We start from the raw sequence: 24827 nt of genomic DNA on the forward strand, positions 1-24827 counted from the left end.
GTGCTGAGTGGTCAGAAGCTTCCTGGGTACCGATTCCCTCTCGCCGTGATCGGCTACGCCGCCAATGCTCGATCATCGCTTCACCCTCAGCTATCGGGACGTCGAAGAACTGCTGCTGGAACGGGGGATCACCGTCACCCGCGAGTCCATTCGGACTTGGTACATCAAATTCAGCGCCCTCTTTGCACAGGGCCTGCGTCACCGGGAACCCCGTCGGGGTTCCCGGCGGCATGTCGACGTTACGGTGCGTGGACGTCGGTGGGGTCAAACACTGGCTGTGGGGGCCGTAGACGAACACGGTGCCGTGCTGGACGTCCTCCTTCAACAACACCGGGACACCGAAGCTGCCAAGTCGTTCTTTCATCGCCTGCGGGGGGAATACGACACGCCGGAGGTCATTCACACCGACAAGCTCTGGAGCTATGGCGCGGCCCTGCGCGAGCTTCCCGTGCTCCACCCCGTGGAGCACGTCCAGGTGATTGCGACGGCACGCTGCAACAACCTGATTGAACAGTCTCACCGACCCACCCGGAAGCAGGAACGTCAGCAGCGAGGCTTCAAATCACGACGAAGGGCACAAGGTTTTCTCAACCTACACGCTCGAATCACGAACCTTCACCACCCTGCTCGCTCCACCGTCCCTGCTCCCCAGCGCCGTTTTCACCAGGAAAAAGTCTTCAAGACCTGGCGGCAGGTCGTGGAACAGGCGGCCTGAAGTTCAGGCCGCTTCCGTGCCTGACTTTCCTGTGCTTTCTGAAAGCCAACAACTTGCCACAACCCCGCCAACGTGTTCTGTTCGCAAGCTGACACACTGCACGGAATCAGCGGAAGAACCAATAGCGGGGCAGCTCTAAACCGCCTGGATCCGCTCAAGCGTGCTCAATGCAACCCCTGTCGCTCATTTCTACTTTACGACTCGACGCCATACCAAAAGTACCACCTCTTATCCTAAAATGGTGGTATGACCTCGAGCAAGCTCAGTATCAGCCTGAATGCCCAACTGGTGGATTTTCTTGAGCACTACCAAGCGGCCCACCAGATCCGCTCCAGATCCGAGGTCATCAGTGAGGCGGTGGCTTTGCTCCAGGAACGCGAGCTCGAGCAACAGTACGCCGAGGCGCTGGAAGAGTGGGCACCGGAAGCGGACGCCTGGGAAGTGGTGACTGGCGACGGACTGACCGAGGAACGCGATGCAGCGCGGTGAGGTTTATTTTGCAGACCTCAATCCTGCCCGCGGCTCCGAGGCCAACAAGCGCCGGCCGGTGCTCATCGTCAGCAACGACGGCCTGAACCGCACCGTGGCCCGGCTCGGCCGCGGCGTGATCACCATCGTGCCGCTGACCAGCAACACGGAGCGCGTCTACAATTTTCAGGTCCTTCTGCCGGCTCTCACCAGCGGCCTGCCCCAGGACAGCAAAGCCCAGTGCGAGCAGGTGCGCAGCGTGGCCGCCGAACGCCTGACTGGTCCCGCCGTCTGCCGAATTCCCAGCGACCTGATGGTCCGCGTCGACGCCGCCCTCCGCCTGCACCTGGCCCTGTGAACTGAACGCTCTTCCCTGTTCACGACCCGGAGAGCAACAAGGCATGCCCCAGGAATCCCGGCAGAAAGTGCCCCACCCGTCGAGCGGGCGGGACATACCGGAGGGCTGGGAAAGCAACGGACGGAACTCAAGTGCCGCTCGTGGTCATCTCGAGTGGCGAATCCTCTCGCCTGACACCGGGTCTGCGAGACTGGCTCCTCCCGAGGACGCTTTCAGTTTGTAACCATCGAAAAGGCCACCGGACACGCGCCCCGACGCTTTCAAACCGTGCTCACCTTCCTCCAGCGGGTCCTGGAGAACGACGGTTCGCATGGTGGGCGTTGACGACCCCTTCGAAGGTCTGGCCCTCCGCAGTGCATTGCCCTCGGCTCACGTGCCCGTGGGACGCGGCCTTCATCACACGAAAATTCGAGGGCCAGAAATGAACCGGCTGCCGTGGCGCTCCTCCGACAGGCAGGGACACCGGTGGTCCCGGTATCAGCCAACCACGGGGCCCCGCTCCCGTCGGGCTGCCAGGCCCTCGTGCATGCTGGACACGTCCAGCAACGGGTCCGGGGACCCAGCAGTCCGGCCCTGGCACCTTGGTGAATGAGATGGGCAGTCCGGCACCCCTCAGCGGTAGAGCCGGAACGCAACCCGCCAGGCGTCAGGGTACTCGCCATACGAGTTGACGCAGGAAAGCGTGAATCGCCCCACCGGAATCCTGACCTCCTGCCCGTTCGCCTGTTCGCAACCTCCCTCCAGTCGGGACAGCGCCGCCTCGGAAACCGCTGAGCCTGCCGCAAAGGTAAACGCCTTTGCCAGCACCGACGACAGGTACCCTCCGGGATACAACAGATCGTCTTGCACACCCTGCGCGTAACCCACGGAAGTCACCACATTGTTGACGCGGATCACCGAAAGGGTGGGGCCGGCCTCTGGCATGTCGCCAGGCTGTGGGAGACGCTCGGGGGCAAGCGTGTAGCGGAAGTCGACCACCCCGCCGCCCAGCGGCTCACGGGAGCTGAGGGTGCAATGGGACTGGCGACAGAAACTGCTCTCGAAAAAAGAGTTGATGGTGCCGAGCAGCGGCGCGGCGTGGGCAGTGGATCCGAGGGCGAGCAGTGGCAGGATCAGAAGTTTCATGGCGTCTCCCTTGACGAGGTTCCGGGCGGGCCGAGTGGCCCTGGGTCACTGGTGTGGACCACGAACGCACCTCAAAGCGTTTTCCCCGCTGTGGTGCGTTCGTGGCACTTAGCGTCCGCTGCCGTCGTACAGGTCGATGAAGTAGCGAGAATCCTCCCACCAGTCGAAGTGGTAGTCCTTGCCGTTGTTCGAGCAGCTCGTGGCCATGCCCGTGCGCAGGTCGAGCACGTAGTCCTCGTACCAGTCGTCGCCGCTCATGTCGCTGTCAAAACGGATCTCCGCGTGGTCCACGGTTCCGTTGGGCCACCAGGCGCCGAACCACTCGTTGACCTTGACGGTTCCACTGTGCCAGTTGCCCCCGGAGCCGCCGCGGTACTCGAAATTGATGTTGCGGTCGGTGGAGTTGTAGATGCAGAACATGTCGACGTAGGCGTTGTTGGACGCAGCGTGGGCGGACGCGCCGAGCAGCTGGGCGGCGAGCAGGGCGACGGTAGACAGGCGGCGCAGGGGGTTCAGGACAGTCATGGCAGTGCTCCTTGGGGTGCAGCGAGTGGATGCTTTGGGCTCGGGGCGGGCGTTCAGCGGTTTATGCATCTCTCCTCCGTTAACCTCGTCGTTCTTGAAATCAAGGTACGGAGGGTGCCCGATCAGCACCCGAGCAACTCCTCCAACGTCCGGGCGGGTGCAGGCACGACGGTGCGTCCGGGAAGAAGGGCCGCAAGGGCCGCGCGGCGGACGGCGCGGTGGTCGTGCCGCAGCAGCCGGAACAGCAGGCCGCGGGAGACTGCCGGGGACTGCGCCACGAGCCAGGCCGCGTACACGCCGTATGCCGCGAGGTCATCGGGTGTGCCGAGCAGGTGGACCGGCAGCCGGCCGGCCAGCACGTCGTTCAGACATCTGGCCCACCAGCCGGACAATTCAGGGTGCAGGAGGGCCGCGCGGCGCACCGTGGGGTCATCGTCGAGGGCGAGGCGCCGCAGGAGTGCTTCGGGGGCCCGGGGGTGGTGGGCGACGAGCAGGCGCGCCCAAGGCCCGAGCCGGGCGAGGGCGCACAGCGTGATGGGCTCGAGGGTCGGATCGGTCACGCCGAGTGTGGTGAGGTCAGCGCTGCTCCCCGCGCGCTGCAGGAGGGACAGAACGCCTCTGGGGGTGTTCGGATGTGTTGCGGCGAACCGTCGTTCGTGGGTCCGGGCACTGGTGGCGAGGCGTGTGAGGTGCAGCGCGCGCTCCAGTGCGGCGCCACGCTTCTCCTGGCCAACGGGTCTGGCGGCTCCGGACCCGGACCGTTCCGCCGTCACTGGCCGCCCTGAGGCCGCGGCGCCCCGATCCCGGCAGGTGCCGGTCTCCTCAGATCCGCACGCCCGCACAACTGCCAGGGGGTCTCCGGGCCTCCGACATCGCGGTTCATGCCCGGACCCTAGCCGCCCTGCCCGAGCAAGGCCCGATCAAGGTGATCGGTCCTGCTGGACCTCGCGCTGCGCGTTGCGTAAGGTGGGGCATGAAGCTGCTGGCCCTGGGAACCCTGCGACTCGAGTCGTCCGGGCTGACCGCGCCGTTGCCGTTGCTGCTGCTCACCTACCTCGCAGAGCGGGGGGCCCAGTCCAGGGCGACGCTGACGCAGCTGTTCTTTGCAGGCAACACCGATCCCAGCGATGGCCTGTCGTCGGTCCTCAGAAAGCTCCGCGACGAGGACCCTGCGCTCGTGCAGGACCGGGGGGGTCTGCTCGAGACGAACGTCGCGTTCGATGTGACCGAGCTGGAGGCGGCGCAGACCGCGCGGCGGTACGACACCGTCGTGCAGCTGTATTCCGGCGCGTTCCTGCTGAGGCTCGACGGCCTCCTCGTCACCGCGCACGACCTGGGGGCGCACGGGCGCAAGAAACGCAAGTCGGAGATCTTGGTGAGTCCGGACGTGCTCGACTGGATCGACACGACCCGCAGCGGGACGGCCGACCGGGTCCGTGAGGCCCATGTGCGCCTTGCCGAGCGGCATGCCGAACGTGGCGAGTTTGATGTGGCTGCCACCCTCGTCGAACGGGGCCTGGACCTCAGCGGAACGAACGCGCTCGAGGGCGCCCAGTACGGTCGCTACCACCGCCTGCTCCTGGCGGGCGGGAATCCCCGCGCCGGCATTCTGCAGCGCGAGGCGAGGGTGGACTTCGATCTGGTCCTGTCCGGGGACCGCGACGCCGCGCGCGCACAACTGCGCACCACCCTGCGCGGCCGCCGCCGTGAACGCGCGGCGCTGCGCGGGGTGCGGCGCGGCCAGTGGGCCTGGGTGACGGGGACGGCCGGCATGGGCAAGTCGTTGCTGCTCGCCCACCTTGACGGCTACGCCCTTGCGCCGGGCACGGCGCCGTACTCGTCCCTGAGCGCCCTGCTCGATCCGGACGGCGCCCAGGACGCCGCGCAGGTCGTCTCCCGACTCGCGCAGCTCAACCGGCCGCTGCTGATCGACGACTGGGACCACCTCGACGATCTGACACGCGCGGCGCTCGTCCATCTGCGTGACGTCCGTGCGCCCACCGCTGTGGTCATCGCCTCGCGCGGCCCGCCGGAAGTCCCCGTCGACCTGACGCTCACCCTGCGGCCGCTCGAGCCCGAAGAGCTGCGTGACCTGCCCGGAGCGTACGCGACCACGGGCGGATTGCCGTTCCTGGTCGACGCGCTGACCCGGGGCGAGCCGCTGACGCACGCGCTGCATGCCCGCTTCGCGGGCCTCTCCGACGCCTGTCTCGAGATGTATGCCGCCCTGACGTTGCTCGGACCTGGGTCCGACAGGCCGCGCCAGGTCACGGATCTCGCGGTGGTCCGCGACGCCCTGCATCTGCGTCCGGAAGATTTTGCGTCCACGCTGCAACGCCTGATCGCGACGGGCCTCGTCGAACCCGGCGGAACGGTGCGGGCCAGGGCGACCGCCCTGGCCTTCGTGGAAACGCTCGGCGCCATGTACCTCACCGTCGCTCTGCGCCTCGCGCGCCGCCTGGAGGGCCGCGGCGCCCACGAACTGTACGTGCGGGCCCGGCCGCTGTGGACCGGACACGATCACGGCGCACTCTGCGCGGCCAGCCTGGCGTGGGCCGACGAACTGATCGCACGCGGCTATGCCCGCCAGGCCGTGGAGGTCCTGCTCGAGGCGCAGCATGCCCTGCACGACGGCTGTGCGGCGCCGCTGCGCCTTGCCCAGGCCTACGAGCGCAAGGGCGAGTACGCCCACGCGTGGGACCTCACCGCCCGCCTGGCCGACACGCCCGAGGTCCAGGCGCTCCAGGCCGTCCTCGAGTGGCGCCTGGGTCAACCGGACGCTGCGCGCCGCAGGGCCGGGGCGCTGCTTGGGCAGCCCCTGCCGAAAGAAGTGCGGGCCGAGGCCCGTTACGTCCTCGGGAACCTCGACGCGGAATGCGCAGACTTCGGCAGCGCCCGCAGTCACCTGGAAGGGGCCGCGTTTCTGTTTGGCCTGGTCGGCAGGACCCTGCGCCGCGCCGAAGTGCTCAGTGACCTCGCGATCGTCGCCGTCTGTACCCCCGAACCGCCGCCGGATCCGGGGACGGCGAGGCTCGACCCGGATCGCCTGTGGACCGAGGCGGTGGCACTCGCCGGGGAGGACGCCCTGCTCCGATCGCGCCTGCACAACAACCAGGGGCGGTGGAGCATGCTCAATGGGAAGTACGGTGACGCGGAGCGCTCGTTCCTGAGCGCGCTCGACGAGGCCGACCGCTCGGGTGCGCGCGACAGCGCAGCCAAAGCCTGGCTCAACCTCGGCTTGCTCTATCACCATCTGAAACGCGTCTCCGAGGAGCGCGCGGCGTTCGAGAGCGCCCTGCTGCAGGCCAGGGCTTCCGGAGAGCGCGTCACGGAGGCCACGGCCCTGGCGAACCTCGCCGAACTCGACGGACAACCTGCCGGACTCGAGGAGGCGCTCGACATCGTTCGGGAACTGCAGCACGCCGAACTCGAGGCGGAGTTCACCGGGATGCTCGAACAACTGCGCGGATAGACGCCGGCGCGGGTCCGGGCCAGATGGATCGCCGAAGTTCTGCAGCCTGACTGACCGACTCCCCCATGCACAGCCCGCCGGACCCACCGCAGGGCGGGGTATACCGCTGGGTCTTTTGGGCCCCGCCCTGCATGCCACGCGTCCAGTCTCCGGAAGGCGGCGGTGGCGCACAGGGGGAGTGACGACCCGCGCCAGGAGTTGCTCGGGTGCTGATCGGGGACCCTCCGTACCTTGACCTCAAGAACGACGAGGTCAACGAAGGAGGAACGCATGATCACCGCCCGCCCCGCCGCTGTCCGCCCCCAACCCGGCAGACCTGCCACCCGCAACCGGAGGACCACCATGACCCTGAACCATACCCTGCGCCGCCTGCCCGCCACCGTCGCCCTCGTCGCCGCCCTGATCGGTGGGTCCGCCTTCGCCGAGCGTTCTGAGGGCTGGCTGCGCGACGGCGCCTCGGCCTACTCCGAATGGATCTACCTGGAGCGCGGCGACATGGTGACTGCCGTGGGCGAATGCGACTGGGACTGCTCCGATCTCGATCTGTATCTGCTTGACGAAGACGGTGACGTGATGGACCGCGACACGGCGGACGACGACATCCCAGTCCTCGCCTTCATGGCCCGCTATGACGGCTGGTACCGCGTGCGCACGCACATGGCCGGCTGCGACGGGGTCTGTGTGTACACCACGGACATCGACGCCTACTGAGCTCCGCGCCCCAGCCCTCAGGGCTGGGGCACCCCCGGAACCTGCCCGAGTCACGCCGCGCTTTTCAGACAGCGGCAGGTTCTTTTCGCACATGCACTGTGACGTCGTGCCGCCAACACGCCCGTGTCCTGCGGTGACCTTGCCCGCCCCCGGCCCCATCGGCGACGTCCACTCGCAAACGTGCCTACGGGCCACCACGACACTTGCGGTGTCCTGTTCTCGCCGAGTCCCCGGACGCTCACACCGCTCGATATGGAGGTGAGCGTCCATCAGGCGACGGTCTGTTCGCTTCCGGACGATGGCGCCAGCTCGACACGCGATACGACAGGGCCGTGACCCGATCAGCCTCACCAACAGGAATGCCTCTTCACGTACATTGAATGTGTCCCTTCTTGCGTTTCCCGGCAGTACGGTGGCCGTCGGAGGCGCGGATGGCTGGCGCGGCGTTCGTCCACGGCTCGTCTTTGCTGCCCTGCAGCCCAGGAGGACGGAATGTTCCACCTTCACCGCCTGACGTCGAAGGTCGTACTTGCCTGTTGCCTGACGATCGGCCTGACGGCCTGCCCCGGACCTGTCCCGCCGCCCTCCCCGTCGGCCCTGACCGTCGAGCAGTGGGCCTTGACCGAGGCCACGCCCGGTGCAGCCTTCATCGCCGAGATGAGCCGCGCGCCTCAGGGCACCTTTCAGGCAGAGCTGACCGATGTGGACGGCGAACGTACGCCGCTGACAGTCGACGTGCAGGGCACGGCGCTGCAGCTGCGGGTGCCCGTCACAGCCAGCGGTGGCTTCCAACAGCTGCGCCTGACGGGCGAGGGCCAGACGTTCGAGCAGACCGTCACCGTGCTCGGCTCGCGCGGCTTCGTGGACGACACGCGCGTCCTCGCGCTGGTCCAGGCGGAGACGGCGCGCACCACGTTCGAAGCGGCCCTCGCCGCGCAGGGGCTCGCCCTCGCGTCAGGCGGCTGGAGGGAACTCGACGGGGACGCCGGGCCCTGTGCCGATAGGCTGGCAGTCGTGGGCACCGGCGGCGCCGGCGTCGGCGAGACGCTCGCGAGATTGCGCGCCCTGCCGGGCGTGCGCGTGGCGGACGCCGAGGGACTCTTCAAGGTCGATCCCGCGTCGCTGTGGGACCGTGGACTGATCAACGTCCGGTTTTACTACAAGAGGGCGATTGGCAACGGCGACACCACGGGCAGCGGCGTGACGGTCGCGGTGCTCGACACCGGCATCCGTGCCGATGACCCCGAGTTCCCAGCGTCGGAGGACCCGGCCGATCCCCGGCGCGTGCTTCCAGGGCGGAACTTCGTCAACGTGTCCGCGGCGCCGAACGATGACTTCCGCTTTTCGTTCTTCGGTCACGGCAACAGCGTCGCGCAGATGATCGCAGGTCTGCAGCGCGGTGTGGCGAGCGGCTCGGAGGTGTTGCCCGTCAAGGTGTGTGACGAAAGCGGCGTATGCCGCACGTCGCACATTGTCCAGGGCCTGTGCTACGCGATGTCCGCCGCGGCGCCCGGCCGCACGGTGCTCAACCTCAGTTTCGGCGCAGACGTCCCGAGCGAAATTATGCGCCGCGCCCTGGTCGCCGCAACCGACGCTGACACGCTGATCGCGGCGGCGGTCGGAAACGAGGCTGCCGGGCAGTCGGAATCCCGCACAGTGTCCAAGCAGCACTTCCCGGCTTCGTATGACCTGCCAGGTGTTCTGGTCGTCGGCGCGCTCGAATCGGTGGATCCGCCATTCGACGTTTCAGACGGCAACGGAGGCAGCGAAGACCTCTTCGCGGACGTGAGCGGCTGGAAGCGCGCGACGACCAGCCGGAAGGCGGCGGCCCTCGACGTCGTCGCGCCAGGCGTCATCCGCTTTACCGACGACACGGTCCAGGTGCCGAACGGCACCTCGTTCGCGACCCCACTCGCGGCAGGCGCACTCGCACAGTGGCGCGAGGCATGTCCCACGGCGTCTCCCACAGCGCTGGTTATACAGATCAAGGCGGACGCGGTCCTGACGAACATCCGTGAAGCGGACCGCAATGCGACCAGCGTCGGTACGGGCCTGCTGCAGCTGCGGGCCAGCGCCACGCGCTGCCCTGAAATTTGAACGTTGCACACAGGGGACGCCAGGGCGCTGTCGGCATGGATCAAGAGGGTGGGTGATGCGGCGAAGCTACCCGAGCGAGGGCGATGACGACACGTCTCTCTTCCTGTTGCCCTCTCTCCTGCTCAGCCCAGAGGCAGCGATCCAACGGAGATACGCCATCCGGGAGACGCTGAACGCCTTACTCTGGGTCACTCGCACGGGGGCACAGTGGGCTTCCCTACCTCACGACTTTCCTCCCGCTGAGACGGTGCGCCAACAGGCGCAACGCTGGCTTCAGGCGGGTTGCTTTGAGAATGCCGCTCATGACCCCAGACGGTTGTGTTGCCTGAACCAGTTCAGGGGAGGCTGACCGTCCGTGAGCGATGCCAAACCCCACCGCCATCGCTTTTCAATGCTGATCATTCAGCACGCCGCCAAAGCTGTCTCACCGCTTTTCCCCCTCAGTGACCGTGAGGTGCAGATATGGCTCTACCATCACAGCCCAGCAGGTCAGCCACGAAACGCTGCGCGAGTGGTGCATCAAATTCGGCCCTCTGTTCGCTGAGGACCTTCGTCAGCGAGAGGGAAAGCCGGGGTTCCCGCTGGCTTCTGGACGAGGTCTGCACAACGGTGGATGGCGTCCGACACTGGTGAGGGCGAGCCGTGGACGAGCACGGCTTCGTGCTCGATAGCCTCCTCCAGAGCCCTCGTGATACCGAGGCGGCGAGAACCTTCCTGACTGGGTTGCTCGGCAAATACGATGTCCCAGAAACGATCTCCACTGATCAGCTGCGGAGTGATGGGGCCGCGATCCGGAAGATCCTGAGCCTCATTAGCGTCGATCACCAACAGGTGATTTCCACTGCACGCTGCAATCACGTCACCTTGCGAGAACACCAGTCTACGCGACGACAAGAACGATCTCAACATGGGTTGAAACGGCGCAAACGTGCTCAAGAATTCCTGAGCCTGCACGCCCGAGTCACCAACTTTCATCACCATTTCCGAACCAGTGTGTCTGCACCACTCAGACGAAACGATCAGAAACAAGTGTTTCAGACGTGGTCAACGATGACTGTAGAGGTGGCCTGAACCGGTTCTGGCAAGTTAAGCGCGATAGGCTGACTGTCCGTGACGGATCGTAAGCCTTACCGCCACCGCCCTCCCGCTTAGCATCATTCAGTACGCCCTTTGGCCCTGATGCGGGAGGATGGACCACACGAGCGGGATCACCGCGCCCCCGAGGAGGGCGCCCAGGACCAGGATGTTCGGTGGCGTCTGACCGTAATGCCAAGTCGTGCGGTCCATGATCAAGGTTAGCTTGCTGTCGGGGAGTAGGGAAGCAGGACTTCTGTGACGTGCTGCGGGGTCAGTTGAGCGTCGTGGAAGACCCGCACCGTGGCCCGGGTCTTCGATTCGTGGGTGCCGTCTCGAGGGAGATGGAGCGCGATCTTGCGGTGCAGGGTAGACTTGGCCTGGAGCAGCGCCAGCCGCACTTTGGCCAGCCGCCTGAGGGAATCCTGGCGGCGGTGAGGCGGGTGGGCTTTGAGGAGGGCGGCCAGCGTGTCAGCATGCAGTCGGACAGGATTGGGGATCGTCATAGACCCAGGTACTGTCCTTCGTCACGCTGAACCGCGTTCAGAACGCCATTTGCCGCAAAGTGTCAGGTGCTGAGGATTGGGTCAACTTCTACTCGCGGTCACCTCATTAAGCCTTTCCAGTGACGTCCAGAGAAGGCCACACCCGTAACAATAGTTCCGTGGCGTTCTGGCAAACACTCAATAACCTCTTGCTCAACTTTGCTCTCCTCGTGACGGGCGTGTTCCTCCTGAGTCTCACGTCCACGCTGCGCGCCAACCGCAACGCCCTGTTCCGACTGCTTGTGCGCTATCTGGGGGCCGTGAGCGTGGCCTTTTTGCTGCTGCTCAACACCGTCCAAGTGGCCCCCGGCCTGCTGCTTGACCTCCGGGCCGTCATCGTCGCTCTTGCGGCGCAGCGTCACGGCTTCCTCGCCGGCCTATTGGTGGCCATCCCGGTGGCCCTCTACCGCCTCTTGTTGGCCGGCGCCGGCGCCGGCCCTTCTGTTCTGGGCCTGCTGCTGATCACCGCACTGTTCAGCTGGAGAACGGGACTCTTCCGAACCAAACCCAACGTCGAACTGCTGCCGTGGTGGCGCCCCCTCGTACTCTTTGGGTTGACCAGCCTGACAACATTCCTTGGGTTCACCCTCGCGGGAAAGTCATTGTTGGAAGCTCTTCCGGTCTATCTGGCCATGACCTGCCTCAGCGTCCTTGGCCTGCTGACTGCACAGGCCGTTGATCAAACCCGGCTCCGAGCGCTGGCCCGTACCGAACACTTAGAGCAACTCGTCTACCTGGACCCCCTAACGGGTGCCTTTAACCGGCGCCGCTTCGACGATGACCTGGGTCATCCCGAGCCGCCCGCTTTTCTCCTGCTGCTGGACCTAGATCATTTCAAACGGGTTAACGACACTTACGGGCATGAGGCGGGCGACCAGGTTTTGGCGGCGACGGTCCAAGTCCTGCAGGAGACGGTGCGTCTGACGGACAGCGTCTACCGACTGGGCGGGGAGGAATTTGCCGTGCTGCTGTCGCCCTGCGCGCCGGACGCCGCCTTCCGGATGAGCGAGCGCGTCCGGCATGCTGTGGCGCGGGACGTCGCGCCACGCGCTGGTCTGAGCGGCGAGCAGGTGACAGTTTCTGGTGGACTGATTCCTGTCGCTGGGCTCAAGCGCGATATTCTCCGGGCCGCTGACGATTTGCTCTATTCTGCCAAGAGGGCGGGGCGCAACTGTATCCTGGTGCCGCAGCCCTAAGGGATCCCAGTTTCTCTGGCCTTTACTGGACGGGCGAGGCAAAGCGCCCGGTCCTGTTGAACGAAAGGTTCTGTTCTCCTCGTGCTCGACGTGTCCCTGCCCGCGTCCCCACGCCCCGGCTGTTCGGTCTGCAGACCACGTTCCAGGCCTGGGCCTTGACCGAGCTCCACCAGGGCTTGATCGGCACACGCTTGGAGCCGGAGGTTTAGCGTGCACACCGAACAGACCCGCAGGATGGCCAACAAGAGCGGCAACACTGAATCTGGACGCCTCCTGATGTCAAACGTTTCACAGAAGCGTGTGAGGCTGCCTTCTGCCCCTCTTGCTTCAGTGCGCCGGGTGTTGCTCATTCCTCCAGCAATGGAAGCTCCGTCTCTTATGGCGTCCATGAGCCACGTACGCTATGGTTCATGCTGTTTGATCCGGCCCACATCTCAGAGTCATCTGTAGGTCTAGAAGACCTCCTCAACACGCTGCCCTCGATGACCTGGTGCGCCGACGCCCATGGCTTGACCACCTTCGTAAACCGTGACCTGCTCGCGTTCACGGGCCGCTCCCCCGAGGCCTTCCTCCAGCAACGCTTCGCCGTGGCCGTGCACCCTGAGGACCGGGACGGGTTCCAAAAGTGCTGGGAGCAATCCTGGATGGACGTCATGCCGTTTCACTGCGAGTTCCGTCTGGAGCACCACGACGGGACGTACCGCTGGATCCGTTCCGAGGCCAGGTCACTGCACGCCAAGACGGGCGAGGTGATGGGCTGGATCGGCAGCTGCACCCAGATCGACGACCTGAAGATCGCCCAGCAGCAAGCGAACCACCACCTGCAGCGCTTGGAGCGGAACGAGGAGCGGTTCCGCGCCCTCGTCCAGGCCACCCATCAGACGGTCTGGTCCGCCGTGCCGTACGGAGCGCCGCAAGTCGACAGCCAGGGGTGGCCTGGGCTGTTGGGCCAGCACCCCGGACTCGGGCCGGACGCCTGGTTGGACCTGGTTCACCCGGAGGACGTCCTGGCAACGGCGCAGGCGGTTGAACAGGCCAACACCCAGCGCACCCCTTATGTGGTCGAACACCGCCTGCGTCAGCCTGACGGCAGCTACCGCCTGATGCTGGGCCGGGCCTTCCCTCTGCAGGATGCCGACGGACGCATCACCGAGTGGATCGGCATGCATACCGACATCACCGAGGACAGGCGAAGGGAGCAGGTGCTGCGCGACAGTGAGCAGCGCTACCGCGCCCTGTTCGAGGCCATGCCCAACATCGTCTGGATGTCCTCGCGCGAAGGTCAGGTTCAGCGCTTCAACGAACACTGGCACCGGTTCACCGGCCTGCCCACCGAACCGCATGGCCTCTCATGGTTGGACGCGGTTCACCCGGAGGACCGGCCCGCTGCTGTTCAGGCCCGCACCGAAGGGCTCCGCACCGGGCAGGCGTATGAACTTGAGGTGCGGTTGCGCCGTCATGATGGGGTTTACCGCTGGCACGCCTGTCAGATTGCCCCCTTCTCTTCCGGAGTGGCGAGCGACGAGAGCGGCTGGCTGGGGTATGCCGTGCACATCCACGAGCGGAAGCTGGCCGAACTGTCCATTCAGCGCAGCGAAGCCCGGTTCCGGTCGCTGGTCACTGCCAGTTCCCAGGTCGTCTGGATCACGACGCCAGAGGGGCTGGCCAGCTCCTCCCAGCCCGCCTGGGAGGAGCTGACGGGACAGGATTGCGAGGCGTCGCGCGGCCAGGGCTGGACGGAGGCCATTCATCCGGATGACCGCGCAGAGGTCATCCAGGCCTGGAATGAAGCGCTTCGAACCCGAACCACCTATCAGTTGAAGCATCGCCTGCGCACCCCTGAGGGCACGTACCGTTGGTATCTGGCCCGCGCCGTCCCTGTCTGGGAGCCGGAGGGCCTGGTGCGCGAGTGGGTCGGCATTCACGCGGACATTCACGAGCAAAAACTTGGTGAATTCAGCCGTCTGCGTCTGGAACGGCTGGTGAACGAGAGCGATGACCTGATCGGCCTGATGGATCTGGGCGGCCAGTTCGAGTACCTCAATCCAGTGGGGCTCCGGCTGCTCGAGCGTGAGGAGGGCTCCAGCTGGACTTGGGAAGACATCACTGTTCCAGCAGCGCAACATCAGTTGCGCACACAGATCTACCCCGCCCTGCTGTCCACGGGCCATTGGCTCGGGGATCTGGATCTTCAGCATGAGGGCACTGGGCAACGGCTTCCGGTGAATGCCAGTCTGATGCTGATCAACGACCCCACCACCGGTCAGCCAGTCAATATTGCGATCACCGCGCGGGACATCCGCGAGCGGCAACGGGACCGGGCCCGGCTCGCCCGCCTCGTGGAAGCGAGCAGCGATTATATCGGGATCGCCAACCGCGAGCACCGCATCATGTATGTGAACCGGGCCGGGCGCGCACTGGTGGGTCTGGGTGAGCACGATCCACTGGGTGAGATCTTCACCGTCGTGCACGAGAGCGACCGCGAGCGGTTTGAAACGCAGATCCTGCCCGAAGTCGACCGGAACGGCTGTTGGCAGGGTGACCTCAAACTGCGCCATACCGTTACGGGGGAAGCCATTCCCGTGTGGCGCACCATCTTTACCCTCACCGACCCGAGTACCGGCCTGATGGATGGCTACGGAACGATCACGCGGGACATGCGCGACCGCCTGGCGGTGGAGCGGGACTTGCAACGGTCCAACACCGAATTGCAGCGCAGTCTGGCTGAGCTGGAGCAGTTCGCCTACGTGGCCAGTCATGACCTGCAGGAGCCCCTGCGGACAGTCACCAGCTTCTCGGAACTCCTGGTCAACCGTTACGCCGACCAATTCGACGAGCGTGGCCACCTGTATGCCCGCCTGATCACTGAGGCGACCACCCGCCTGGGGACTTTGTTGCAAGACCTGCAGACGTATGCCCGGGTTGCCAGTGCAAGGAATGAAGCTGAACCGGTAGACACTCAGCTGGTCCTTGCCCAAGTGTTTCAGACTCTAGAGATGGAAGTGCAGGGGACACGGGCGCAGCTTCACGCTGGAGCGCTGCCGACGGTCACCGGTCACGCCGCGCAACTCCGGCAGGTCTTTGTGAACTTGATTGGCAACGCACTCAAGTTCAGAGCGCCGGACCGCGCCCCCTTCATTCAGGTGGATGCGGTTCGGGAAGAAGAGGCCTGGCGCTTCTCGGTGTCGGACAACGGTCTGGGCATTGCCCCGGAGTTTCACGAACGGATTTTTACGATCTTCCAGCGCCTGCACACCCGGGAAAAGTACGAGGGCAACGGAATCGGTCTCTCGGTGGCGCGCAAAATCGTGGAGCGTCAGGGGGGGCGCCTGTGGCTGGAGAGTACACCCGGGAGCGGCACGACCTTCTTCTTCACCTGGCCTGTGAAGGGACGTCCAGTATGAGTGGAACGCCGCCGATGACCCTCCACAACGTGCTGCTGGTGGATGACAGCTTCCCGGACGTCATCCTGATGGAAGAAGCGTTTGGGGCAACCGTCAAACAGCTGCACCTGAGTCACGTTGAGGATGGCGTGGAGGCCCTGGCTTTCCTGCGGCGCGAAGGGCCGTATACCGGCGCACCCAGGCCAAAACTGGTGTTGCTGGATTTGAATATGCCGCGCATGAACGGCTTTGAGGTGCTCAGCCATATCCGGGCCGATCCGGTGCTCCGGGGCCTTCCGGTGCTCGTGTTCTCGACCTCGAAAGAGGAGCGCGATATCCAGCAGGCCTACGACTTGGGCGCCAACGCGTTTCTGACCAAACCCCGGGATCTGTCCGGGGCCATCGCGCTGGTTCAGGTGATCGAACAATTCTGGCTGGTCAAGGCACAGTTGCCTGGAGGAGCGTAGACATGAGGCAGGTGCTGCTGATTGAAGATTACCTTCCGGACGCCATCTTGTTGCAGGAATGGCTGAGCCAGGAGAACGTGTCCTGGACGGTGCACCACGTCGTGAGCTGTGCCAGCGCCGAACAGGCCTGGGGAAGTCAGCCCTTCGATCTGGTGTTGCTGGATCTGGATGTTCCGGATGGCTTTGGAATGCCGCTGGTGCGGCGGGTGCTGGCCCTGGTCAAGCAAACGCCGGTCGTGATTCTGAGCGGCCAGCGCAATGAAGCCCAGGAGGCGGAGGCGCTTGCCTTGGGTGTGCAGGCCTACCTGGTCAAGGGCCAGGAGGCAGTGAGGGCCCTGGTAGCATCCTTCCCCTCTTCGGCGTTTGCTCCACCCTGAACAGGGGCTCGCTCTTTCAGACAGCGTCATGGCCCGCGTTCGCCGCATCCACTGGCAAGTGCAGATGCTGGAAGCCCTCTACGGCTACAAAAATGACTGGATCGTGTAGGGACCCCTGCTTGGACGCTGGCGGGCGCGGGGCACCTTACAGGGGATACCAGGAACGTCCTGGGCCGTTCCCGGGCGTGCGGTGAACTTCACGGGCTCCGACAAGCTGCATATGATGGACGGAAGGATCGTCGAGTACTGGGCCAATGCGGACAGTCTGCTGTTTATGCAGCAGATCGGCGCCATCCCCGGGAGCAGCCCTGAGCTCTCTGGCCTCTATGCCCGCCGCCTCTCCCACAGCCTGGGCGTGGGCCGAAAGAAGAGGGCCGCTCAACGGAGCCGCCCCTCTGGTCTTGAGAAATGCCCCTGCCCTGTCCAGGCCGTGAGACAACCGCTTAACGGCTGTTTTCGGGTGGTTGAGGTTACAACGCGCGACCGCGCTCCACCAATAGCATTCACGTAAAGGCTGAGGAACCAGCGCGGGCCATATATTCGAGTCATGACGGCTTCCCCCGCCAGCGACAGGACAGTCTGTGTCTGAGTCGCACGCCTTCTCCCCGGACCTTCAGCTCCTGAGTCAGGCCCTGGCGGCCAGCGTTCACAGCGTGGTGATTGCCGACGCCCGGCTGCTAGACCTGCCCATCATCTACGTCAATCCAGCCTTTGAACGCATGAGTGGCTCCCCCGCCTCCGAGGCCCTCGGACGCAACTGCCGTTTCTTGCAGGGTCAGGACCGGGACCAGGCGGCCAGGAAAGACCTTCGGCAGGCGATTGCAGCGGGGCGCAGCACCACCGTCATCCTGCGCAACTACCGTCTCGACGGCACGCTGTTCTTCAATGAACTCACCATCAGTCCCATCCATGACGCGGCAGGCACCGTCACGCACTTCCTGGGCTTCCAGACCGATGTGACCAAACGGGAGACAGCCTCCGCCCTGATGACGTCCCTCCAGGGCCTGACAGAGGTGTTGGCCGCGGTCCGGACCCAGCAGGAGGTCACAGACCTCCTGCTGCGCGACGCACGGGGTGCTTTGAATGCTGTCTCCGGCGCGGTCCTGCTGGTCCAGGATGGGCGGTTGCATGTCGTGGCGCGCAGGGGTGATGACGACGCGAGCATCTGGCAGGACGGGGACCTCGACGGTCACCGGCCCAGCCCGGATGCGCTGCGCACGAACACCCCACTGTTCTTTCGGGAGGGCGGCGAGCTGACGGCCGCGTATCCGGAACTTGAGGCCCGAACGGGAGGGGTGGCCGCCGTCGCCACCGCGGTGCTGCCCATGGTGGAAGGCGGTCAACCGCTGGGCGTGATCGTCCTGGATTTCCAAGAGCCGCACGACTTCACTCCGGACGAGGAACGTTTTATGAGGACACTGGCTGCACAGTGCGCCCTGGCCCTGGACCGTGCCCGGCTCTCCGGTGATCTAGAGCGTCAGGTGAGGGACCGCACCGCTGAACTCGAAGCCTTCGTACGCTTCACTGAGGCGGCGGACAGCGAGATCGACGTGCTGAATTTGGCCGGGCGGGCGGTGGAGGTGCTGAGCCTCCTGTTTCCTGGCTGCACCAACGACTATTACGCCCTGGAGGATGGCCTGTGGAAGCTTAAGGTCCATACCCCTGATCTGGAGGACGATCCGGACCTGCTGGACTCCCTGAGAGCGGGGCTGCCGCTCGATACCCCCGTGTTCGCCGGGCCGATGCAAACGGGTCAACCCATCTTCGTTGACGGCTGGGACCCCCAGAAGGAACGAGTCGCCGGAACCGAAGCCTTCAAGAGCGTTGCCATTTATCCGCTCGCCATCGGCGGCCGCCCCCAGGCGATGTTCGTGTTGGGTTTCAGAGACACGGCACGTTGGTCCGTACACCACCAGGCGGTGTTCCGAGCGGTGGGGCGCAGCCTGGGGTTGGCCCTGGACCGCACGGAGACCGCCCGGCAACTCAAGGCCCAGCGTGATCTCTTGCAGGCGTCCAACGAGGAGCTCGAGGCGTTCACGTACAGCGTGTCGCATGACCTGCGGACCCCGGTGCGGCACATCCTCAGCTTCGGCGATCTACTGCGCCGTGAGCTGCCGACGCCGCTGGATGCGAAGGCGGAGCGCTACTTCGGGATCGTCCGAACCGCCGCCGACACCCTCAGCATGCTGATCGACGGCATGCTGGACGTTTCCCGCACCTCACGTCAGGCGCTCAAGGTTGAGCAGGTCAACCTTGAGCGCCTGTTCACTGAGGCCCGGCAGAAAATGGCGGTGGACCGGCCGCAGCGCCAGATCGACTGGCACATCAGTTCTCTGCCCACCGTCGTCGGAGACGCCGAGCTGCTGCGCCGGGTGATCACGGCGCTGGTGGACAATGCCGTGAAGTTCATCCGAAGCCGGGACCGGGCGGTGATCAGGGTCTGGGCTGAGGAACGGGGTCAGAGCTGGGCCGTGCTGGTACGTGACAACGGGGTGGGCTTCAATCCACAGTACAGCAACAAGCTGTTCAGCATGTTTCAGCGCCTGCACCGTGCGGAAGACTTTGAGGGGGCAGCGGTCAGCCTGGCGAATGCACGCCGGATCATGACCCGGCATGGCGGAACGATGATGGCAGAGGGGCAGCCAGATCAGGGGGCCACCTTCAGCTTCATCCTCCCCAAGGTTCTCAGCTCGTGACCGCGCCTCAAATCAGGCGTGCCGCTGGCCCGCTGGGGTAACGGCAAGATCCAAGAATTTTACACCGCTAAGGAAAGTTACCCGCCAGCACAGCATTCTCGGCTTCCCACCGTTACGTCCCCAGCTCCAGCCGCTTGGCCGCCTGCTGATAGGCACCATTCACAGCCTCCAGCGACAGATGCTGATACACCTTCAGATTTTTCTTGCTGGCCTGGCCGCTGAGAAGCTGGATCTGCGCGTCCGACAGCTTCTCTCCAGTCAGGAACGTCAGCATCTGATGCCGGAACAAAGGCGGATGCACCGCGTCCCCCAACTCCGCCTGGACGCGGTAACCCTGTACGATCTGCTGAACGCGCCCAACGGTATACGGGGTGACCTGAGACTAGGACCCAAAACCAGCGCTAAGGAACTTAGCGCTGCCTGCGCCGCCAGGTTCGGAGTTCGGCATCGGCCAAAGTGTCGCTGATCTCGGCATAGCGCAGGGTGGTCTGAATGTGGCGGTGGCCCAGCCGCTTGCGGATGGTTCCCAGACTCACGCCCCCGTTGACCAATTCCGTCGCGTGGCTGTGGCGCAACTGATGCATCGTGCTGGTCACGCCTGCGAGAGCCGCGTAGCGCTGCCAGCGCTCCTGCACGCTCTGATACCGCAGCGGCCCACCACGCCCGTTCTTTTGCGCCTGAAACAGCGGCCCGTGTGTGTAGTCCAGAGACCGCAGATACTTCCGCAGCGCGTTGACCAGGCGGGGATCATCGAGCAGCGCCGGACGGTGCTGCTCTCCCTTGCCCAGCACGATCAAATGTTCATCTCACCTGGCAAGATCAAGATCGTCCAGATGGATGTTCAGCGCCTCGCTGATCCGCAGCCCCGTTTCAAAGACCAGCCGGAACAGCAGGGTGTCCCGTGTCTGCCGCGCAGGACTGACGGCAAAGATGCGCTCAATGTGGTCCCGGCGCAGACCGCGCGGGTGGGGCAGTGGAATTTTGGGACGTTCAATATGCTGGGTGGGATCAAGGTCTGGCCCGCCATGCTGCCGATTCCAGCGACAGAAGCGCTCAAAAGCGGTCTACTTGCGGTTCTGGGTAGAGGCAGCCCATCCGTGGGCTGCGAAGTACGCTTCCAGAGCTGCCGCATCCAGCTTTTTGCCGTTGTCCTGCAACCAGCGTTGGAGGTGGGTCAGGGCTGCCCGGTAGGCCCGGATGGTGGCCGGGCTGCGATTCAGCCCCGCAAGGAAATGCGCGGCGGCGATTTGAACATCACTGGGATTCATACCTGTGATAAGAGCCTGATACTGGTGGCGAAGTTGGTCAGGTGCAAACTGGAGCATGTTGCGCCCTGAACCCATCGGTGCCATCCCTGAAGAAACAGTTCGTGTGGCTCGGGCTGCCTTTCGAAAAGGCAGCCTCGCCATGCGGTTACGAGACGAGCTGGGAACGCTGTACACCAACGCGGATTTTGCTGACCTGTATCCCAACCTCGGCCAGCCTGCCCTATCTCCCTGGCGATTGGCCCTGGTCACCGTGCTGCAATTTTTGGAGAACCTGACGGACCGTCAGGTGGCGGATCAGGTCCGAGGTCGGGTGGACTGGAAGTACGCCCTGGGACTCGATCTCACTGACCCCGGTTTCGACCGGAGTGTGCTGAGCGAGTTTCGGACCCGTCTGACCCAGAACCAAGCCGAAGCGCGGCTGCTGGACCGCATGCTGGAGCACTTCCAAACTAAGGGATTGATTCGTGCCCGTGGGCATCAGCGTACCGATTCCACACACGTCCTGGCTGCGGTACGACGACTCCAACGGTTGGAATCGGCAGCGGAAATGGTGCGGGCGGCATTGAATGCGTTGAGTGGGGCGGACCCTGAATGGGTCCGCCGTGTCGCACAGCCCGAGTGGTTTGAGCGCTACGGGCACCGGGTCGAGGACTACCGCCTCCCGAAAGGCAAAGCTACCCGTGAAGCGTATGGCTTAGCGGTGGCTACTGACGGCTTTACCCTGCTGGACGCGCTCAACGGCGAAGGGACCCCCGAGGGTCTTCGTCGCCTGCCGATGATCAAAGTGTTCGAACAGTGGTGGGCGCAGAATTTCATTCGTGAAGAAGGGCGGATTCGCTGGCGACGAGGCGACGAACTGGCCCCCTCAGGTGAACGCTTCAACTCCCCTTACGACGCCGAAGCGGCTTACTCCACCCGTCGTGAGCACGAGTGGATCGGGTACAAGGTCCATATCAGCGAGACTTGTGATGCAGAGTTGCCGCACCTGATCACCCACGTCCACACCACCAATTCCACCATCCAGGATGTCACCAGTACAGCCCCGATCCATGCGGCCTTGGCTCAGCGCAACCTCCTCCCTGAGAAACACATCGTGGATGCTGGATACATTGACGCGGAGCTGTTGGCCTCCAGCGTGCCGGAACACGGCGTCAATCTCATCGGTCCGACCCGCGAGAACCGAAGTTGGCAAGCCCGTGCGGGCACGGGCTACGCCGCCAGCCACTTTCAGATCGACTGGGACCACTGCCAAGTCACCTGTCCGCAGGGTGCGACGACGCGAGGCTGGTATCCAACGGTGAACCGCTTTGGCACGCTGGAGATCCTCATTCAGTTTGATCGGGAGGTCTGCGCCGCGTGTGCCGTTCGATCCCTGTGCACCAAGGCCAAAGGTGGACGCCGCGTGGTGATCCAACCCCGTGAGAAACACGAAGCGCTACGGCTGGCACGCGAATACGCCACTTCACAGGAGTGGCAAGCCCTGTACCACCGGCGTGCCGGAATCGAGGGCACCTTGTCCCAAGGCACCCGTGCCTTGGGCCTCCGTCGTACACGCTATCGGGGTCTGAGGAAAACGGCCTTGCAACATGCCGCTACTTGCGCTGCCATCAATGTTCTTCGCGCGGTGAGCTGGCTGAACGGGGACAAGCCAGGCCGAACCCGCGTCTCCCGCTTCAGCCAGCTAGCCGTCTCCGCCTGATCCGCCGACTTCGCCACCAGAGTCAGGAGAATGACCGCAGGAAGGACGTCTGGTACATCAGGCTTGCTGAGCTAGATTCTCTCCTCACCGAGATCTGATGCGTCGAAATCGCTCCACTGGAACTGCGCTTTTCCCGCTCTGTGACATGATGACGCCATGTCCGGGCATCGGTTGACCACGCACGCGCGCATGCCTGTGCAGAGTTGGCGCGCGCTTGAACTCGGTGGCCTCGACTTGCTCCACGGTAGCTTCACCACCCACGCCTTTGCCCGGCACACCCACGACACCTACAGCATCGGACTCCTCGGCCACGGCGCGATGACCTTCGATTGCCAGGGGGCCACTCACACCCTGCGCCCTGGCCTGATCGGCCTCATCCACCCAGACGAAGTTCACACTGGACACGCCGAGACCACCGACGGCTGGACGTACCGCAACTTCTACCCGGACGTTCCGCTCCTCCAGGGGGCCTTCACCGACTTTGATGATGCTTCAGACGCGCTTCCCCGCCTCCCCGTCGTGATCGACGATCCAGCGCTGTTTCAGTCGCTGGTCACCGCACACCGGGCTTTTGAGGAGCACGCTTCCAGTCTGACACGCGAATCCCTGATGCGCGCCGCGCTAACCCATCTGGTGAGGCGGCACGCCTTCCAGCCCCCAGCTCTGAGAACGGCCCTGCACGAGCCAGGTGCGCTGCGCCTGGTGCGCTCCCAGTTGGAAGACGAGTTCGCGCGCAACGTGACCCTGGACGAGCTGGCAGCCACCACCGGACTCAACCCCTTCACGCTGCTGCGGGCGTTTCGCCGCACCTACGGTCTACCGCCGCACGCGTATCAACTCCAGGTTCGGCTCAGACACGCCAAGCGTTTTCTGCGAGGCGGCGAAACCGTTGTGGACGCCGCGTTGCTCGCAGGCTTTGCCGATCAGAGTCACCTCGGCAGGCACTTTCGCCGCACCTTTGGTGTCACGCCGCAGCAGTACCGCCGGGGCGTCAAGAACGTTCTATCTTCCTGAGCGCCTGACCCACTAGCGTCCCCCCATGCTCTTTGCCGCCACGCCGGACGCGCGCCGTTCGGTCCATGCCCGCCTCCACCTCGCGCTCGCCATGTTGCTGGCGGGCAGTTCCGTGGTGATGACCAAGATCGTCGGGGCGAGTCTGCCTCTCTTTCTCGCCAACGCCCTGATCCTGCTGCCCGCCTCGGTGGTCCTGATCGGACTGACCTGGTGGCGGGAAGGGCCGGTCCGCGTCCCACCGGACGCGTGGCGTCCGCTGATCCTGCAAGCCTTGTGCGGCATCGTGCTGTTCCGGATCTTTCTTTTTTACGGTATTCCCCTCACGTCAGCAGCCTCAGCAGGCATCCTGACCAGCGCCGTCCCCGCCGTGACGGCCTTGCTTGCCTGGCTCCTTTTGCGCGAACGCCTGGGGGCCAGGGACATCATCGGCGTCGCGCTGACCGCCCTCGGCATTCTGGTGTTGACGGTCCCCGGCGCGTCACCGGACGCAGGCGCACGTCCCCTGCTGGGCGGCCTCTTCGTCCTGGGGGCGGTGTTCGGTGAAGCGTCGTGGAACGTGCTGAGTCGCCTGTCCGGCGCACGTCTCAGTCCACTGGCCGCCACCACCGTGGTCACGACGCTCGCCCTGCTCCTGTTCCTGCCTCTGGCTGTCCCCGAGGCCCTGCACTTCGACTTCTCCAGTCTGACCCTCGGTGACGGCGTGGCCCTCCTCTATTACGCCCTGGGAGCCACTGTACTGGCCTATGTCCTGTGGTTTGCCGGGGTGCGCTATCTGAGCGCGAGTACAGCCGCCGTGTACACCGGATGGCTCCCCGTCAGCGCCGTGGCGCTCTCCGCCCTGGCGCTGCATGAACGGCTGACGCTGTGGCACGCCCTGGGGCTGGCCTGCGTCCTGTGCGCCACCGTTGTTTTCGCCCGCTCAGAAGAATGAAAAAGGAGATCAACATGGAGATTCAAACGACACCTGCGTGGCAGGAGGCATTCCCCGGCGGGCATGTTGGGGCGCTGCTCTTGAACAACATCGACAACACGAGGCGGGGACCTGAACTCGAAGAGCGCAAGCGGAGCCTGGAAACACGGCTGCGGGCCGAGTTCGGCCACCTCTCCCGCGCTGAGCTGCTCGAGCTTGAGGTGCTGAATGCCTACCGGGCGTATTACAGGGGGTTTGACCAGACCTACCATGTCCAGCTTCAACAGGAGTCCATCGTCCACAAGAACAAGGCCATGCCGAACGTGAGTCCGCTCGTGGACGCCAGCTTTCTCGCTGAGCTTGAAACGCTGGTGCTGACGGCCAGCCACGATGCGGACCGACTGGCGTGGCCACTGACCATCGACGTGACGCAGGGTGGGGAGGCGTTCGAGCAGATGAACGGCAAGGTCCGCAGTCTCAAGGCCAGCGACATGATGATGGCGGACACCCAGGGCACCGTCTGCACCATCCTGTACGGGCAGGATCGGCGGACGCCGGTTTCAACAGCGACGCGGCGCGTTCTGTACGTGTGTTATGCGCCCCCTGGCGTAACAGAGCAGCGGGTTCGGCAGCAACTGGACATCATGCTCAGTCACGTGCGGCTCTTCGCGTCTGGAGTGCAGGTAGAAGGTCTGGAGATTTTTACGGGTGGAGTCACTTCGTGAGC

Annotated in this window: 21 protein-coding genes and 4 pseudogenes; 18 read left to right on the forward strand and 7 right to left on the reverse strand. The window is 64.7% G+C overall.

All coding sequences use genetic code 11. The features are described from left to right. Positions 1 to 64 precede the first annotated feature (64 nt). The 3 genes from HNQ08_RS23730 to HNQ08_RS23740 all read left to right on the forward strand — a co-directional run bounded on the left by HNQ08_RS23730 (position 65) and on the right by HNQ08_RS23740 (position 1541). Positions 65 to 715, forward strand: coding sequence for an IS6 family transposase (locus HNQ08_RS23730; RefSeq protein ID WP_244977308.1), 651 nt, complete (start codon positions 65 to 67; stop codon positions 713 to 715). Between the two features lie 246 nt (positions 716 to 961). Further along, on the forward strand, positions 962 to 1204 hold the full coding sequence (locus HNQ08_RS23735; RefSeq protein ID WP_184137575.1) for a ribbon-helix-helix domain-containing protein: 243 nt from the start codon (positions 962 to 964) through the stop codon (positions 1202 to 1204). After that, positions 1191 to 1541, forward strand: a complete 351-nt coding sequence (locus HNQ08_RS23740) for a type II toxin-antitoxin system PemK/MazF family toxin (RefSeq protein WP_184137577.1) — start codon at positions 1191 to 1193, stop codon at positions 1539 to 1541. Before HNQ08_RS23735 ends, HNQ08_RS23740 begins: the two co-directional genes overlap by 14 nt. Before the next feature lie 612 nt (positions 1542 to 2153). On the opposite strand, the gene HNQ08_RS23745 is transcribed toward HNQ08_RS23740, so the two are convergent. From HNQ08_RS23745 to HNQ08_RS23755, 3 genes are all read right to left on the reverse strand, one after another. After that, on the reverse strand, positions 2154 to 2666 hold the full coding sequence (locus HNQ08_RS23745; protein ID WP_184137579.1) for a hypothetical protein: 513 nt from the start codon (positions 2664 to 2666) through the stop codon (positions 2154 to 2156). A gap of 108 nt (positions 2667 to 2774) precedes the next feature. Further along, positions 2775 to 3191, reverse strand: a complete 417-nt coding sequence (locus HNQ08_RS23750) for a hypothetical protein (protein WP_184137581.1) — start codon at positions 3189 to 3191, stop codon at positions 2775 to 2777. A 122-nt stretch (positions 3192 to 3313) separates the two neighbouring features. Beyond that, positions 3314 to 3751, reverse strand: a complete 438-nt coding sequence (locus HNQ08_RS23755; protein ID WP_184137583.1) for a hypothetical protein — start codon at positions 3749 to 3751, stop codon at positions 3314 to 3316. A 413-nt stretch (positions 3752 to 4164) separates the two neighbouring features. Between HNQ08_RS23755 and HNQ08_RS23760 the strand changes: the two genes are divergently transcribed. The 5 genes and pseudogenes from HNQ08_RS23760 to HNQ08_RS23780 all read left to right on the forward strand — a co-directional run bounded on the left by HNQ08_RS23760 (position 4165) and on the right by HNQ08_RS23780 (position 10542). After that, positions 4165 to 6663 carry a hypothetical protein gene (locus HNQ08_RS23760; protein WP_184137585.1) on the forward strand — a complete coding sequence of 833 codons (2499 nt, stop codon included), beginning with the start codon at positions 4165 to 4167 and terminating at the stop codon, positions 6661 to 6663. 270 nt (positions 6664 to 6933) lie between these two features. After that, positions 6934 to 7374: a hypothetical protein gene (locus HNQ08_RS23765; protein WP_184137588.1), complete on the forward strand. Its 441-nt coding sequence runs from the start codon at positions 6934 to 6936 to the stop codon at positions 7372 to 7374. Positions 7375 to 7866: 492 nt separating this feature from the next. Continuing rightward, on the forward strand, positions 7867 to 9471 hold the full coding sequence (locus HNQ08_RS23770; RefSeq protein ID WP_184137590.1) for a S8 family peptidase: 1605 nt from the start codon (positions 7867 to 7869) through the stop codon (positions 9469 to 9471). 52 nt (positions 9472 to 9523) lie between these two features. Beyond that, positions 9524 to 9814: pseudogene (locus HNQ08_RS23775) on the forward strand (transposase); the annotation flags it as partial. 12 nt (positions 9815 to 9826) lie between these two features. Continuing rightward, positions 9827 to 10542: pseudogene (locus tag HNQ08_RS23780) on the forward strand (IS6 family transposase). Between the two features lie 102 nt (positions 10543 to 10644). On the opposite strand, the pseudogene HNQ08_RS23785 reads toward HNQ08_RS23780, so the two are convergent. Continuing rightward, positions 10645 to 11051: pseudogene (locus tag HNQ08_RS23785) on the reverse strand (IS4 family transposase); the annotation flags it as partial. A 209-nt stretch (positions 11052 to 11260) separates the two neighbouring features. Here HNQ08_RS23785 and HNQ08_RS23790 point away from each other — a divergent pair. From HNQ08_RS23790 to HNQ08_RS23815, 6 genes are all read left to right on the forward strand, one after another. Then, positions 11261 to 12286, forward strand: coding sequence for a diguanylate cyclase (locus tag HNQ08_RS23790; protein ID WP_229790246.1), 1026 nt, complete (start codon positions 11261 to 11263; stop codon positions 12284 to 12286). Positions 12287 to 12696: 410 nt separating this feature from the next. Next, positions 12697 to 15690 (forward strand): PAS domain-containing sensor histidine kinase, encoded by a 2994-nt coding sequence (locus tag HNQ08_RS23795; protein WP_184137597.1) that lies wholly within the window; start codon positions 12697 to 12699, stop codon positions 15688 to 15690. A gap of 14 nt (positions 15691 to 15704) precedes the next feature. Next, the gene (locus tag HNQ08_RS23800; protein WP_184137599.1) at positions 15705 to 16136 is read left to right on the forward strand and encodes a response regulator; all 432 of its coding nucleotides are present in this window, start codon (positions 15705 to 15707) and stop codon (positions 16134 to 16136) included. Positions 16137 to 16138: 2 nt separating this feature from the next. Beyond that, complete coding sequence (locus tag HNQ08_RS23805) at positions 16139 to 16513, forward strand: response regulator (protein ID WP_184137601.1); 375 nt, start codon at positions 16139 to 16141, stop codon at positions 16511 to 16513. Between the two features lie 115 nt (positions 16514 to 16628). After that, positions 16629 to 17024: an ester cyclase gene (locus HNQ08_RS28370; RefSeq protein ID WP_184137666.1), complete on the forward strand. Its 396-nt coding sequence runs from the start codon at positions 16629 to 16631 to the stop codon at positions 17022 to 17024. Between the two features lie 70 nt (positions 17025 to 17094). Further along, on the forward strand, positions 17095 to 19209 hold the full coding sequence (locus HNQ08_RS23815; protein WP_184137603.1) for a GAF domain-containing protein: 2115 nt from the start codon (positions 17095 to 17097) through the stop codon (positions 19207 to 19209). A gap of 112 nt (positions 19210 to 19321) precedes the next feature. On the opposite strand, the gene HNQ08_RS23820 is transcribed toward HNQ08_RS23815, so the two are convergent. The 3 genes and pseudogenes from HNQ08_RS23820 to HNQ08_RS27660 form a co-directional block, all read right to left on the reverse strand. Then, positions 19322 to 19510, reverse strand: a complete 189-nt coding sequence (locus HNQ08_RS23820) for a hypothetical protein (protein WP_184137605.1) — start codon at positions 19508 to 19510, stop codon at positions 19322 to 19324. Between the two features lie 109 nt (positions 19511 to 19619). Next, positions 19620 to 20204, reverse strand: a pseudogene (locus HNQ08_RS27655) (tyrosine-type recombinase/integrase). A 69-nt stretch (positions 20205 to 20273) separates the two neighbouring features. Beyond that, on the reverse strand, positions 20274 to 20477 hold the full coding sequence (locus HNQ08_RS27660) for a site-specific integrase (protein WP_229790247.1): 204 nt from the start codon (positions 20475 to 20477) through the stop codon (positions 20274 to 20276). A 55-nt stretch (positions 20478 to 20532) separates the two neighbouring features. Between HNQ08_RS27660 and HNQ08_RS23830 the strand changes: the two genes are divergently transcribed. From HNQ08_RS23830 to HNQ08_RS23845, 4 genes are all read left to right on the forward strand, one after another. Then, positions 20533 to 22176: an IS1182 family transposase gene (locus HNQ08_RS23830; protein ID WP_184137607.1), complete on the forward strand. Its 1644-nt coding sequence runs from the start codon at positions 20533 to 20535 to the stop codon at positions 22174 to 22176. Between the two features lie 156 nt (positions 22177 to 22332). Further along, complete coding sequence (locus HNQ08_RS23835; protein ID WP_184137609.1) at positions 22333 to 23190, forward strand: helix-turn-helix transcriptional regulator; 858 nt, start codon at positions 22333 to 22335, stop codon at positions 23188 to 23190. Positions 23191 to 23215: 25 nt separating this feature from the next. Beyond that, complete coding sequence (locus tag HNQ08_RS23840) at positions 23216 to 24121, forward strand: DMT family transporter (RefSeq protein ID WP_184137611.1); 906 nt, start codon at positions 23216 to 23218, stop codon at positions 24119 to 24121. Positions 24122 to 24135: 14 nt separating this feature from the next. After that, complete coding sequence (locus HNQ08_RS23845; protein ID WP_184137613.1) at positions 24136 to 24825, forward strand: phenylalanine--tRNA ligase beta subunit-related protein; 690 nt, start codon at positions 24136 to 24138, stop codon at positions 24823 to 24825. Positions 24826 to 24827: the final 2 nt, after the last annotated feature.

It is taken from the genome of Deinococcus humi, from assembly GCF_014201875.1.
In the GTDB taxonomy this organism is placed as follows: domain Bacteria; phylum Deinococcota; class Deinococci; order Deinococcales; family Deinococcaceae; genus Deinococcus; species Deinococcus humi.

Bases quoted from the DNA above. Each gene is read 5' to 3' on its own strand.
- HNQ08_RS23735 (WP_184137575.1), top strand. From the start codon at position 962: ATGACCTCGAGCAAGCTCAGTATCAGCCTGAATGCCCAACTGGTGGAT.
- HNQ08_RS23795 (WP_184137597.1), top strand. From the start codon at position 12,697: ATGCTGTTTGATCCGGCCCACATCTCAGAGTCATCTGTAGGTCTAGAA.
- HNQ08_RS23770 (WP_184137590.1), top strand. From the start codon at position 7,867: ATGTTCCACCTTCACCGCCTGACGTCGAAGGTCGTACTTGCCTGTTGC.
- HNQ08_RS23760 (WP_184137585.1), top strand. From the start codon at position 4,165: ATGAAGCTGCTGGCCCTGGGAACCCTGCGACTCGAGTCGTCCGGGCTG.
- HNQ08_RS23830 (WP_184137607.1), top strand. From the start codon at position 20,533: ATGTTGCGCCCTGAACCCATCGGTGCCATCCCTGAAGAAACAGTTCGT.
- HNQ08_RS23765 (WP_184137588.1), top strand. From the start codon at position 6,934: ATGATCACCGCCCGCCCCGCCGCTGTCCGCCCCCAACCCGGCAGACCT.
- HNQ08_RS23745 (WP_184137579.1), bottom strand. From the start codon at position 2,666: ATGAAACTTCTGATCCTGCCACTGCTCGCCCTCGGATCCACTGCCCAC.
- HNQ08_RS23845 (WP_184137613.1), top strand. From the start codon at position 24,136: ATGGAGATTCAAACGACACCTGCGTGGCAGGAGGCATTCCCCGGCGGG.
- HNQ08_RS23740 (WP_184137577.1), top strand. From the start codon at position 1,191: ATGCAGCGCGGTGAGGTTTATTTTGCAGACCTCAATCCTGCCCGCGGC.
- HNQ08_RS23800 (WP_184137599.1), top strand. From the start codon at position 15,705: ATGACCCTCCACAACGTGCTGCTGGTGGATGACAGCTTCCCGGACGTC.
- HNQ08_RS23750 (WP_184137581.1), bottom strand. From the start codon at position 3,191: ATGACTGTCCTGAACCCCCTGCGCCGCCTGTCTACCGTCGCCCTGCTC.
- HNQ08_RS23805 (WP_184137601.1), top strand. From the start codon at position 16,139: ATGAGGCAGGTGCTGCTGATTGAAGATTACCTTCCGGACGCCATCTTG.
- HNQ08_RS23840 (WP_184137611.1), top strand. From the start codon at position 23,216: ATGCTCTTTGCCGCCACGCCGGACGCGCGCCGTTCGGTCCATGCCCGC.
- HNQ08_RS27660 (WP_229790247.1), bottom strand. From the start codon at position 20,477: ATGAATCCCAGTGATGTTCAAATCGCCGCCGCGCATTTCCTTGCGGGG.
- HNQ08_RS23835 (WP_184137609.1), top strand. From the start codon at position 22,333: ATGTCCGGGCATCGGTTGACCACGCACGCGCGCATGCCTGTGCAGAGT.
- HNQ08_RS23730 (WP_244977308.1), top strand. From the start codon at position 65: ATGCTCGATCATCGCTTCACCCTCAGCTATCGGGACGTCGAAGAACTG.